This window comes from Candidatus Omnitrophota bacterium (assembly GCA_040755155.1).
Classification (GTDB): Bacteria; Hinthialibacterota; Hinthialibacteria; order Hinthialibacterales; family Hinthialibacteraceae; genus JBFMBP01.
The window spans coordinates 1-12,283 of sequence record JBFMBP010000036.1 but is presented as its reverse complement, the minus strand read 5'-3'; the positions used below and the strand labels follow the sequence as shown (position 1 = coordinate 12,283).

The 12,283-nt window shown below is 50.3% G+C and carries 9 protein-coding genes; 5 read left to right on the top strand and 4 right to left on the bottom strand.

What is annotated here, in order from left to right:
- Positions 1 to 5 precede the first annotated feature (5 nt).
- Positions 6 to 1,136, bottom strand: coding sequence for a glycosyltransferase (locus AB1656_04345; GenBank protein MEW6234594.1), 1,131 nt, complete (start codon positions 1,134 to 1,136; stop codon positions 6 to 8).
- A gap of 511 nt (positions 1,137 to 1,647) precedes the next feature.
- Positions 1,648 to 4,689 carry an O-antigen ligase family protein gene (locus tag AB1656_04340; GenBank protein ID MEW6234593.1) on the bottom strand — a complete coding sequence of 1,014 codons (3,042 nt, stop codon included), beginning with the start codon at positions 4,687 to 4,689 and terminating at the stop codon, positions 1,648 to 1,650.
- 199 nt (positions 4,690 to 4,888) lie between these two features.
- Here AB1656_04340 and aroQ point away from each other — a divergent pair, with 199 nt between their 5' ends.
- The 5 genes from aroQ to AB1656_04315 all read left to right on the top strand — a co-directional run bounded on the left by aroQ (position 4,889) and on the right by AB1656_04315 (position 10,543).
- Entirely contained in the window at positions 4,889 to 5,338 is a 450-nt protein-coding gene (aroQ, locus tag AB1656_04335) for a type II 3-dehydroquinate dehydratase (GenBank protein MEW6234592.1), read from the top strand.
- Positions 5,305 to 7,083 (top strand): hypothetical protein, encoded by a 1,779-nt coding sequence (locus AB1656_04330; protein ID MEW6234591.1) that lies wholly within the window; start codon positions 5,305 to 5,307, stop codon positions 7,081 to 7,083. The genes aroQ and AB1656_04330 overlap by 34 nt, the downstream gene beginning before the upstream one ends.
- Positions 7,084 to 7,207: 124 nt before the next feature.
- On the top strand, positions 7,208 to 8,581 hold the full coding sequence (locus AB1656_04325; GenBank protein MEW6234590.1) for a methyltransferase MtaB domain-containing protein: 1,374 nt from the start codon (positions 7,208 to 7,210) through the stop codon (positions 8,579 to 8,581).
- Positions 8,582 to 8,822: 241 nt separating this feature from the next.
- Complete coding sequence (locus tag AB1656_04320; protein MEW6234589.1) at positions 8,823 to 9,911, top strand: DUF262 domain-containing protein; 1,089 nt, start codon at positions 8,823 to 8,825, stop codon at positions 9,909 to 9,911.
- Positions 9,908 to 10,543 carry an MAE_28990/MAE_18760 family HEPN-like nuclease gene (locus AB1656_04315; protein ID MEW6234588.1) on the top strand — a complete coding sequence of 212 codons (636 nt, stop codon included), beginning with the start codon at positions 9,908 to 9,910 and terminating at the stop codon, positions 10,541 to 10,543. Before AB1656_04320 ends, AB1656_04315 begins: the two co-directional genes overlap by 4 nt.
- Positions 10,544 to 10,667: 124 nt before the next feature.
- Here the strand turns inward: AB1656_04315 and AB1656_04310 are convergent, their stop codons facing one another.
- Together AB1656_04310 and AB1656_04305 are read right to left on the bottom strand one after the other, a co-directional pair.
- Positions 10,668 to 11,750 (bottom strand): glycosyltransferase family 4 protein, encoded by a 1,083-nt coding sequence (locus tag AB1656_04310; GenBank protein ID MEW6234587.1) that lies wholly within the window; start codon positions 11,748 to 11,750, stop codon positions 10,668 to 10,670.
- Positions 11,747 to 12,091: a gamma-glutamylcyclotransferase family protein gene (locus tag AB1656_04305; GenBank protein ID MEW6234586.1), complete on the bottom strand. Its 345-nt coding sequence runs from the start codon at positions 12,089 to 12,091 to the stop codon at positions 11,747 to 11,749. Before AB1656_04305 ends, AB1656_04310 begins: the two co-directional genes overlap by 4 nt.
- Positions 12,092 to 12,283 lie beyond the last annotated feature (192 nt).

The following is a 12,283-nucleotide window of genomic DNA, read 5'->3' as shown; positions in this document are numbered from 1 at the left end:
ATAGATTATTGCAATATGTCCTTTAAGAAAAGATATAAATTCTCTCCCAACACGGGAAGCGAATATTGTTCGACGGCCTTCTTGCGGGCATTATCGCCCAATTTTCGCCGCAGATCGGCATTCATCGCCAGGCGCAGCATTCCTTCGCCGAATTCCCGCTCGTCGCGGGCTAGATATCCGCATTCCAAATGATCCAGAGCCTGCGCGGCCTCTCCAACTTGCGAAGCGACGACGGGCAGTCCCGTCGCCATATATTCGAAAAGTTTGGTAGGGCTTTTCGACCGCAGCCATAAATCCTCGCCGCAAGCGGGCAGCAGGCCAACGTCCGCTTCACGCAAAAATTCCGGCATCTTCTGCGGCTCTACCCAACCGCGCCATTCGATCGCCAGTTCCGGAAAATCGGTTTTTACGGTTTGCCGCAAACTTTCCCAGGACGCGCCTCCCCCAACCATCAGCAAACGGTAGTCCGGCATATTCGACGCTACGCGGCTCAATCCCCGCAGCATGAAAAGAATGTTAGCGACGATGGGATCGCCCCAAACGAGGCCGTTCCATAAAAAAGTCAAGCACCGAGAATCCGGCCTGTAGGGCGGCGGCGTAAAAACCGCATCGTCCACGCCGGTGGGGATATAAGCGACGCGTGGATTCTCCTTTCGCAATATCTCCGCCAACGCCCGGCTGGCGGCGACGCAGCCCCGCGCTCTGCGCGCCAGGCGGTAAGTGATTTCGTCCCAACGGTTGCTGCCGAAAAAGAAGCGGTTCAGCGTTCCGCGATAAAAGAAATTGGATAAAGGAATATCGTAATCGTCGTAATCGAGTACGTAATCGGGAAAGAAGCCCAAGCGGTGTAAGAAATAGGGCGCGGCGGCGTGAAAATGCGCTTTTTGGATATACAAAACCGAATCCCGCTCCCGCATAAGGCGCCGCATTGCTTTCCAGGTGAGAACAAGCTTCTCCCGGTCGCGCAGATTTTCGTACATGGCGGCTTCGCTTTTATGCGGCGCTAAATCGTCCCGGAACGACAGGACGGCGGTTTCGACATCCGGCATAGTGGATAAGATTCGCGCAAAATGGTAGCAGCGCACCCTTGTGTGGGGATAGCCGTATCCATTATGTCCGATAAATAAAATGCGCATGTCGGAATTGAGGCGCCTCATTTGAGACTTTGAGACTAAGGGATTTGTCGCACCGCCGCCTCTGGCAGGCTGCAAACACAAATGATGAATGATAAGCCAGTTACCGAGAAAAGGCTCAGCAATAACAGGAAGAAAAGCCCTGCAACCCCGCCGTTGAAACGGCGGGCTATTGTCGTTTGCCCCTTTAAAGGGGCATTTTAAAATAGCCAGCCTTTCAAGGCTGGGATGACGACTTGCCCTTGCCACCCCGCCTTTTAGCACATCTTACATGACTTACAAAAGAGTTTTCTTAGGAGCATCCCACCCGCGGTTCGCGGATTATATCAGGCGGAAACCGAGGGTGTTTCATAATAGAAATAATGGATATTTCAAGGGCAGAAATAACCTTGCCCCTGTCTCGCTGTCTCGCTGTCTCGCTGTCTCGCTGTCTCGCTGTCTCCCTGTCTCCCTGTCTCCCTGTCTCCCTGTCTCCCTGTCTCCCTGTCCCCAAGTCTCCCTGTCTCCCTGTCTCCTATTCTTCCGGCGCTGGAATCGTCTCGCTTGCTTCTTGCACCGGCGGGGCAATAAGCGTTTCCGTTGCCGCGGAAGACGGCTGCGGCGCGGACGTCCCTGCATCTACGGCGGGAGCCGACAGCTTCGGCGACCAGAAATTGGGGCCTAGCAATTCTTGGAAATTAGCATCCAGAGGAATGAATTGATCCAACGTGTTGGAAGAGCTTGGCTGAACTACAAATTTGCGCGCCTCGTCGCCGCCCAATTCGATCCCGCGCCTGATATGTTCGAAAACTTCTCCCCAAACCCGGCGATTGGCCACCAGGAGATTGGCGTAGGTGATATGATTGCTCCACTCGTTGGGAGCGACTTCGATGATTTTTTGAAATGTGGTTAATGCCCTATCGAACTGTTGAAGACTAGTATAGATGTTTGTCAGCCTTGTCCGGTAATCTATATCGTTGGGGCGAAGGCGCAAGTAATCTTCGTATTTCTCGGCGGTTTTTTCGATATGCCCGCAGGCGTAATAGATTTGAGCGTAAAGCAGGAAATACTCCGGTTCGTTGGGAACGGAGAACACCAATTCTGACCTTTGGATTGCGTCGTAAGCAATTTGTTTGTTCGCTTCCACTTGCAGGCTTTGACTATTGTCGACGGCGATATTCTTGGCGAGAAACAGATAGTTCAAATTAATTTCTTTATCTTCGAATTGAATAATGCGCTTTGCTTCCCTCAGAGCCTGTCCCAAATTTCCCGCTTGCAATGGCTCGATGATGGGTTCGTAGCGTTTTAAGGGTTGCCCTTTATCGAGAACCAATTCTTGGATGCGGTCGCGGATGCATAATCCAAGGTATTTGTCCAAGGCCGTGATGGAACTTTGATATTCGTTCATGGAGGTGAAACAACCGGACAGATACCGGTATATTTCCGTTTTTCCCGGATCGACGACAAGAGCCATTTGCAGTTCGTCGATGGCGGTTTTGTAATCGGTCCGGTTCATCGCTCCCAAGCCTAGGTTGTAATGGGCGTAGATTTGTTCGTTATCGATGGTCAAAACGCGGTTGTAAGCGGCCTGGGAATGGTAGGCGCCTTTTAGTATTCCCGTCAGGCGGTCATATAAAACTCCCAGGTTGTTATGCGCCCATTTATAATTGGGATTCATGAAAATATCGGTTTGCAAGGTGACGACGCCTTCTTCGACGTATTGCCGCAGTTTCTCCGGCTCCAGGCCAACCTGCTTCATCGCTTGCGTTCCGGCGTCGCCTAATTTTTTATATCTCTCGATGTCGATCACGGCGTCGATATAATATCGCCCCAAAATGTAATACGTTTCCATTTGGTAGGGATAATACCTTCTCGCCTTATCGAAAAACTGGAACATTTGTTGATACAGCGGCTGGGGACGATCTTTCATTCCCATGCCATATTTCAGATACGTCTCACCCATGAATTGATATATATTCAAAGCGCCGATGGGGAGAATCAAGATAAAAAAGAGAAGCCATAGGACAGGGCTAGGGATCAATTTCGCGATTCGCTGCCAAGAGGACAAAGGCTCCGCCGTCGTTCCATATTCCAGCAGAGGCAGTTTCTTTTCCGCCCGGCGGATCAATTGATAAGCCGCCGCCGTTACTCCCACTGCCCACCAAAACGATACGGAAGAAGAGGGGATGACAAACGTATGGCCGAAGGCGCAGCTCGCAACGCCCGTAAGAACGGCGGTAAGAAGACCTAATTGAATATAGAAATAGAAATCCTTGTCGTCCGGCGTTAAGGTCTCGACGTTCGAAATGGGATGGGGAGAAGCAATGCGATTGAAATACAAAATTCGAATCGATTGGAATCCCGCAAACACCGTCGCCGCAATGATCCAATACCAGGCGTACAATCCCAAAACGCCGAATTCGACGGCGTGGAACAGGTGATCGTTATGCACCTTGCGGGCCAGCGTCTCTTCGCCGAGCACTTTGCGTTCCAATTGGTTCTCAAAGAGCGGATGGACGACTTTGAAATTCCCGGCGCCAATCCCAAAAAGCGGAACGTCGCGAATATTGCGGATAGCGGCGTCCATGCACTGCAAACGGAAGATGTAAGGGGCCACGCCGTCGGGAACATGGTCGCCATTGATATCCATCCAGGTTACGATCGACGCCATTTTGAAGCGGATGGGATTGCGGAAGGAGGCGGTAATCGCGGCGAAAATGGAAATCGCCAGGATGAGGAGAACCAGCGCATGTCTCGCCCGCCGCACTAAAACATCCTCCGTCGCGCCGAATAGATTCCACCGCGTCATCGAAGGAATTGCGCGATAACGGATGAATAGGATCGCGGCTATTGGCATGGAAACCAATAAACCGAAATAGGTGGCGTTGCAGTCGATATAATACATATTGACGACGTTAAACAGCGTCGCGACCGTGTAGAAAAACAACTTCGACGGCTTCCGCCAATGGCACAGCATCATTGTAAAACAAATCGGAACGCCGATGTTCATGAACTCGGCGGTGTAATTCTCGTTCCCCATAAAGGAAACGGGTTTTTCCGTGAATTTCTCGATGCCGAACTGGGTGGAGAAATTGAAAAACCATACCCAATTGAAGCGTTGCGCCAGGCCGTAAATGTCGACCAGAATGCACAAAAGCCCCATGATGTAGGCCATCGCTTCGAAATCTTTCCGGCTAGTCAGAAATTTCGGAATTAAAACGGCGAAGAGAAGACAGAGCAAATAAAAGCTATTCTGTTCGAACGCTTCCGGCAGATTCACAGCCACGAGGCAGGAAACCAACATCATCATGCCCAGCATCGCCGCCGGCGCCGCCAAGGACGAGCGGACCATACGGCGCTTGCAGGCGACGATAAGCCAACAAGCGGCCAGCATCAGCATAAGAAACTGGAACGAAGCCGTCTTAGGAACGGCGAAATGCCTCCAGGTCCAAGTGTAAAAAATCAAGGTGACGTAGACCATCGAGAAAACGATAATCAAACGGCCCAACAAAGAAGCCCATCGTTCCCATAACGTCAACTTGTCCATATTTCCCGCGGGATGAATTTGGTCGGTCATAAGCGGCGCTTTTCGATCGATAGGATGGTTTTTTTTCTTTCAACCGGGTTCTCCCCGGAACAATAACGATGGTAGTATAAACAGAACCTATGAATTTGCAATCAGCGCAATCGGACAATCGACGCTCCTAGGCGCCGTTCGGAAATTCGCCATACGGTTGAAGTTTCTACGATAACGGCTTTCGGGAAAGAAGGTAACTATGCCCCATATCCTGGTCGTACACGGACCGAATCTCCACCTGCTGGGAACGCGGGAGCCGGAAACTTACGGAACTCTTACGCTCCAACAAATCGACGAACGCTTGCAGCGTCTCGCTCGCGAGTTGGACGCTCAACTGCGCATCGAACAACGCAACGGCGAAGGCGAAATCGTTACGCTCATCGGCGAAGCCGCCGCCTGGGCGGACGCCATTCTCATCAATCCCGCCGCTTATACCCATACCTCCATCGCCATCCGCGACGCCATCGCCGCATGCGGATTGCCCGCCGTCGAGGTTCATCTTTCGAATATCCACAAGCGGGAGGAGTTCCGCCATCATTCCTATATCGCAGGCGTCGCCGCCGGCCAGATTTGCGGCTTCGGCGCCGATAGTTATCTCTTAGGATTGAGAGCCGCATGTTCGCTTTGCTCGAATACCTCCCATACCTAGCTGCTCCGTTTATGTTTCCGGGGATCGCCGCCGCGCTGCGCCTGTTCGCTTTTCTGGCGTTAGCCGCTTTCTTTATTTGGCGGCATTATCCCTGGTTCAAAGGCGAAACCGCCGCCCCCCGCTTTGGTTCTTCGCCTTGGGCGCTGGTTCTGTTAATAGGAGCAACGCTGCCCGTCTTCGCCGCCATCGATCCGTGGCCGCGCCATCTCAACTGGCCGGTTATGGCTTCCGGCTCTTTTCTAATACTGGCTCTATCCGTTTCCAAAGCGTCCCCCCTTCGCGGCTTGGGACTCACTACCGCTATTCTTTGGGTTATTCTGTTTCTTCATCTTCAATATCGAATTTTATTGCCATCGGAAACGTTTTCGGACGCCGTCTTACGCGCCTATCCCACGGCGGCGGAATCTAAAGATTTAGGCGAATTTCCCACCATCGCCGTTCCGCCGCCGTCATCGGCTCTCATCCTGTTTCACGCCGCGCTGGCGCTGACGGCGGCCTGGCTCTTCGCCTGCGCCCGCTCGGCGCCTTACCGCTTTCTTCGCATCGGCGGCTATCTCCTTATCTTCATCGCCTCGCTCGCTTTAATCCGTTTCCTAGGAGATCGAATGCTGCCGTTGATCGGAGCCAATTTCCTGCTTTTTTATCTGTTAACTTCCCGCAAAGAGCGTTTTCGCCGCTGGAGCGGGTATTGGCCTATTCTGTTTTGCGTAGGAGTCTGCGCCGCCGTTTATTCCGATATTCTTCCTTCTCTTCAGACAAATTTGCGGCGTTGCCATATTTGCCCCGATCTTCCTTGGAATTCCTTGCGCCATTTGCAACTCTTCGGCAAAGCTCCTCATAGCGTGGAATTGATGGGCGGAGAAGCGCCGCTGGCGGGCTGGCTGTTGCTCTTGCCGTTGGCCGCCGTTGGCTTTTGTCTGCTCTATAACCAAGCGATCAGGAGATCACGACAAGATTCGATTTTGCCCGCCGCTTTGGCGATTTTTCTGGCCGTCGCTGTTTACGTCTTACCCTCTCCGTTAGCTTTCGCCAGCCATCCGGCGGTTTGGCTGGCTTTGGGCGTCTCGCTAAGTACCTGCCTACGCTTCCAAGAGACGGAAGCGTTAAAGGAGCGGCCTTTCCACCGCTTCGCGCCGCAAGCCTTGACGATCGCGGCGGCGGTTGCGGCGCTGCCCGCTCTATTCTTTCTCCTCTTCAGCGCAAAGGCGGAATATCATTTGCGCCGCTTCGATTCCGCCCTGATTTCCAGCGAACGACTAGTTCAAGCGGAAGCGGCCTATCGCAGCGCTCCCAGCCGCGCAGACGCCGCCGCCCTTTACGCCGTCTCTCTGACCTATTTCATTGAAGACGCTAAAAAACTGCCTGCCGAAGAGTTGCAACAGCGAATGGAAACTGCCCTAAACCGCTGCGCTCGTTTTGGCTATATTCCCCTGCTGGCTTACAAGCGCCTCTCCGAACTATACCCTCCCCAATCCGGGCAATCGATCCAAATCCTGCAAACCGCCGCGCAACGCTATCCCCATCAGCTTGTCATATTGGAATTGCTAGCGGGAAAGTTAGCCAAAGCCAACCACAAGCCGGAAGCCGTCGAAGCCTACCGCCAATGCGTCAACCTTGACCCCACCGCTCCCCGCCTGCGCAAAAAACTGCTGCAACTGTATCAAGACTTAGGATGGAAGGATGAATACCAGCGGGAAGAGGAACATTTGCTTACATTGGATCCTACGAAGATGATAAACCAATGATAACATCCGCCAATGATTATGTTAATCAATTTGGATTCAAAACTATCTTGATTTCTTTTTGAGGCGTGTTAATTTAGTGCATATTTTTCCCTATTGCCTTGCTTAATAGATTAAGGATTTCTCAATGAATAATTATAAGAAATTAGCGATTTCATCCCCCGATGATCTGATTTTCGGAACTGCGCCCAAGCCTGTAACTTGCGGCTTCGGCCTTACGATCGGAGGCGGGAACGTATTTCCGGAACTCAATTTCACTCTCCCCACCATCTCCATCCGCGACGAAACCTGGCCCAAGGTGCGCGCTCATTACGAAGAGATCGCAGATGCTATCATTGATCGAGCCAAAGCCTTATCTCCGCCGGGTTTGGTCGTCGAGTTCGAGCAACTGCCGGAAATGACGCAGCGCTCCCAATGGGGCGCGGAGATTACGGCCATTCTGCATGAGGGATTGCGGCGCCTTTATGAAATAACCGGAATCCCCTCCGCTCTGCGCGTTACCGTAATCGATCTGCGCGATAAAAACCGCCCTCCCGTACTGCGCGAAGGCGAGGAATGGGATCAAATGCGGGAAGCCTTCATCTGCGCCGCCCAAGCGGGGGCGGATATTCTCTCCATCGAATCTGTAGGCGGAAAAGAGGTTCACGACGAAGCGCTTTTGTTCGGCGACTTGCAAGGGATGATAACGGCGTTGGGCGTTCTTGCCTGCCGCGATATGGCGTGGTTGTGGGAACAGATCGTTCGGATATCGTGCGAATACGGCGTCATCCCCGGCGGAGACACGGCCTGCGGATTCGCCAATACCGCCATGCAGCTGGCTGGCAAAGGAATGCTCCCCTCCGTTTTAGCGGCTCTCGACCGCGCCGCCAGCGCTCCCCGCAGCCTGGTGGCTTTCGAACAAGGCGCCGTCGGCCCCTCTAAGGATTGCGCCTATGAAGGCCCCATTCTTAAAGCAATTGCGGGATGCCCTATCAGCATGGAAGGCAAGTCGTCCAGTTGCGCCCATTTCAGCCCCTTGGGCAATATCGCGGCCGCGGCCGCCGACCTTTGGAGCAACGAATCCGTCCAGAATATCCGGCTGCTTAGCGGTTCGGCGCCAGAAGCGTTCTTGGAACTCCTAACCTACGATTGCCGCTTGTTCAACGCCGCCTCGGAAGCGAAGCAAGCCCTCACGCTTCGCGATTGCATGGTTACCAGCGACGTTCCCCATAGCGTCGAAGCCCTGATGTTGGAACCCAATGTCGTACTCCAACTGTCTAATGCCATTATTCGCGAAACCAACGGCTACTGCCGCACGGTTGCGGCCGTTCGCGCCGCCTGCGGCGCAATCCATAAAGCGCTGGCGAATCGCGTCTTTGCCTTGGATAAGCGCGAAGGCCAATGGTTCGATCGCCTATGCCGCGCCGCCGATTCCCTGCCCGATTCGGAAACGGACGCCCTAGCCGCCCTGACGGAACAATACGGCCATCTTATCCGCTTGGAATCTTACGCCATAGTATGAAAACTGACATTATCATGACTTAGGATGGAAGGATGAATACTAGCAAGAACAGGAAGATTTACTTACATTGGACCCGAGAGGGAAGAAGGAGATGTGAGGGTTGATTTGAGATTTATTTGAATCAATTTTTGGATAATTTTTTTGTTATTTTAGTAGTTAATTCTGTTGACTTTTATTTTGAAATGTGATAGATTTTTGTATCTTTAATGGGTGAGCCATAAACGAGATATAAGGAAATACCATGAAAGATTCTACGAAACTAGAAAAAGAAATCAATCAAAAAATTGGAGAAGTTCGCACTGATACATTCGATATGAGTTTTGGAGAAATAATAAATCTTCATGAAAACAAAGAATTAATAATTCAACCCGAATATCAAAGGCTTTTTCGATGGAGTATTCAGCAGAAATCCCATTTAATTGAATCAATCCTTCTCGAATTACCCATACCTCAGATTTTCGTCATAGAAAATCAAGATGGCGTTCTTGAACTAATAGATGGACTTCAGAGAACAAGTACAGTTCTACAATTTGTCGAACCAGGCTTAATTCAGGAGAAACCGCTTATTTTAGAGGGTTGTAGTCTTATTACTTCGCTTAATGGACTTGGTTTTAAAGACCTCCCACTTAGTCTCAGATTAAGTATAAAACGTTCACCCATTAGAACAGTTGTTATCAAAAAACAAAGCAAAGGATTTCTGCGATATGAAATGTTTAAACGCCTTAATACGGGAGGTTCAAATCTTGAACCACAGGAAATTCGGAATTGTTCTGCAAGAATGGTTGGGGAAGAAGGAGTGCATTTTTATTCCTTTCTTGTGGAGCAATCAAATAATGACGATTTCGCAGCATGTGTTGATTTTCTTCCAGATCCGGAAAAAGAAAAAAAAGGCGCTGAGGAACTAGTTCTGCGCTTCTTCGCTACGAAGAATGCAAGGGAACTTTTCCAAGGTAGCGTTCGCGATTGGCTGGATAATTACATGGAAGAAGTATTATTAAATAAACGGGAGTTTAAATACGAAGAAGAGAAATTAATATTTGAAGATGTTTTTAGATTGGCTAGAGAAAAACTTAAGGACACAGCTTTTCTTAGATATAGAAATAACTTACCGGTAGGTTCTCTTCCTCCTGCTTATTTTGAAGCTATTTCAATGGGGATATGCAATTCAAGAGATAAAATGCGATCTAAGAAACCAGCATTACTACGTAATGCTATTACTAAACTGATTCAATCAAAGGATTTCCGTGATGTTACTGGACCTGGAGCCAATTCTCGTAAAAAGTTAGATAGGAGAATTGAACTTGCTACTAATGCGATAATAGAAATATGAAAAAGTGGGCCGAAATACTTGAGGAAGATCTTCGTTGGCGAGAGGCGGAGCTTGTATCTCTTAAGCGAATAGCTATTGTAAATAATGAAAATGACATTGTCTTAAGAGCCGCTTTACGAGCATGTTGGGCAATTCTTTATGCCCACTTTGAAGGATTCACAAAATTTTGTTGGGATTTATTATTAGATCATGTTCAGAGCAAAAATATCACGATTGGAGAACTCAAGGATGATTTTCAACTTCTTGCTTTGGAGAAGCAATTCCGTCAGCTAAGAGGTGATCTTAAATCAATAACTATATGGAATTTTTTTAATACAATTCTTCCTGAAGCATTGCATGAAGAAGCAATTTTTTATCCTGAATGTCGTCCAAATACTAAGAGTAACTTGTGGCCTGTCGTTTTTGAGCAAGAATGTGCTCGTATTGGAATTATCTCTCACGAAATGAAAACATACAAAACTCGAATAAAGGCTTTAGTTACTCGACGAAACGAAATCGCTCATGGCAAAAAAATGACAATAAAATCAATTGACGAATACTCGGAATATGAGAATGTCACATTGTTTGTTCTTCATGACTTGGCTATACAAACTCTTGAGATTCTTGAAAAAGAAAGTTACAAGAAAAATTAAATCAAAAACAGTAAATAAGAAAACACAAAAAAATACAGATTGAATGATATATAATTATAAGTATTCATCATTGAATAGTAAATGCCTTCTAATCCAACAAACATCATTTTACATAATTCCACCCTCACTCCCGCCCCGCCAGCTCCTCATACCACCCCTCCAGCCGCTGCATTTCCTTCTCCCGATCCCCGCGTTCTTCGACGATGGTTCGGTTGAGGTATCCCCATTGCATGGCTTTTTCTCTATTCGACGCTAGTTCGTTCATGGCTTGGGATAGCGCTGGTTCGTTTCCGGGTTCTACTAGGAGGCCGTTTTCGTTGGGTTTTATCCATTCGCGGTTGGAGGTTAGATCGGAGACGATTACCGGCAGGCGGGCGGCGAAGGCTTCCAACAAGGATAGCGCCGTGCTGTCGCTGCGGGGAACGGAGAGGAAGGCGTCGGCGCTGAGCAACGCCGCCGTCAACTCCTCGCGCGAAATCCAGCCTGCGAAATAGACGCTATCGCTTACATTCAATTGCTTCGCCAATTCGCGCAGGGCGGCGCTCATTTCGTCATCGCCGACGATGACCAGCCGCGCTCCCGGCAGTTGCGGCAGGGCGCGGGCGAAGGCTTTGAGAATTATGTCGATATTATACAGCGGGCGCAGGCGGCGGGCGCTTAGGAATACGAAGGACGCATCTCCTCGAAAGCGCCGCCGCAATTCCGGCGCGACTGGCGCGTCGAAGAGCGGCAATTCCACGCCCCATTGCAGCAGCCGCGCGTCGATGGGCTTCTCCGCCAGTTCCTGCGCTTTCTCACAGAGCATTTCCGCGTCGGCGGCGATCCAAACCGCACGCTCAAGACTTTTGCGCACCGCCAGGCGGATTAGGGGATTGCGCTGGGGAAAGAGGATCAAGTCCGAACCCCACGCCGATAGAACCAGCGGTGAGAAGCCGGATAGCGCGCCCCAATAGCCGTAACCCGTCACGTTATGGGCGTGGAGGATGTCTGGACGCCATTGCCGAACAGCTTTGCGAACATTATAAGCCGCCCAGAGATGCCGCAGCGGCCCCCATCCTCTACGCGGCGCGACTTGCCGCGTCTCGCAAGGCGGCGCCGGTTGCGGCGAATCCGTCAAAAACAGAACCTCATGCCCCCGCCGCTGAAACCATTCCACCATGAAATGATTATGGATCGAACCGCCGTCTCCGATGTAGCAAATTCTCATAACCGTCCCGCTTGAGGCTCCTCATTCGCGCCGATATAGGCGTAAGCGCGAATCCGTTCGTCGCCGCATTCCACTATGACTTGAATTCGCCGATAGCCTTCACCCTCATACTCGTCGATGCGGCGCAAGACGTCCTCATTCAATCCGCCGATCAATTCTCCCGCGACGATTCCTTTGGGATCGGGATGAATGACGGGATAGTCGTTCCTCGAAGGAATGTAAGCATAACCGGTTAATACTGCTTCCCGCTTAGGAGGACAGACCATTCCCGTAATGTTGAGAAAGACGGATGAGTCTTTCAGCGAGCCGTATACGAAAAGGGAAAGGCATTCTGGCTTCATATAAACTCGCTTTCTTTTAGATACTTGCATAATTCCTATATTCCTCCCCCAAGTTTGGGGGAGGTTTAGGAGGCAATGTCGTTAAGTTAAGGATAGACTAATTCCTTAATCGAAAATATCAACAAATCTAATAGCATGAATTTGTTGAATTTAAAATCCCTCACCCTAACCCTCTCCCAGAGGGCGAGGGAA

Bases quoted from the DNA above. Each gene is read 5' to 3' on its own strand.
- AB1656_04340 (MEW6234593.1), bottom strand. From the start codon at position 4,689: ATGACCGACCAAATTCATCCCGCGGGAAATATGGACAAGTTGACGTTA.
- AB1656_04345 (MEW6234594.1), bottom strand. From the start codon at position 1,136: ATGCGCATTTTATTTATCGGACATAATGGATACGGCTATCCCCACACA.
- AB1656_04330 (MEW6234591.1), top strand. From the start codon at position 5,305: ATGTTCGCTTTGCTCGAATACCTCCCATACCTAGCTGCTCCGTTTATG.
- AB1656_04325 (MEW6234590.1), top strand. From the start codon at position 7,208: ATGAATAATTATAAGAAATTAGCGATTTCATCCCCCGATGATCTGATT.
- AB1656_04305 (MEW6234586.1), bottom strand. From the start codon at position 12,091: ATGAAGCCAGAATGCCTTTCCCTTTTCGTATACGGCTCGCTGAAAGAC.
- AB1656_04315 (MEW6234588.1), top strand. From the start codon at position 9,908: ATGAAAAAGTGGGCCGAAATACTTGAGGAAGATCTTCGTTGGCGAGAG.
- AB1656_04310 (MEW6234587.1), bottom strand. From the start codon at position 11,750: ATGAGAATTTGCTACATCGGAGACGGCGGTTCGATCCATAATCATTTC.
- AB1656_04320 (MEW6234589.1), top strand. From the start codon at position 8,823: ATGAAAGATTCTACGAAACTAGAAAAAGAAATCAATCAAAAAATTGGA.
- aroQ (MEW6234592.1), top strand. From the start codon at position 4,889: ATGCCCCATATCCTGGTCGTACACGGACCGAATCTCCACCTGCTGGGA.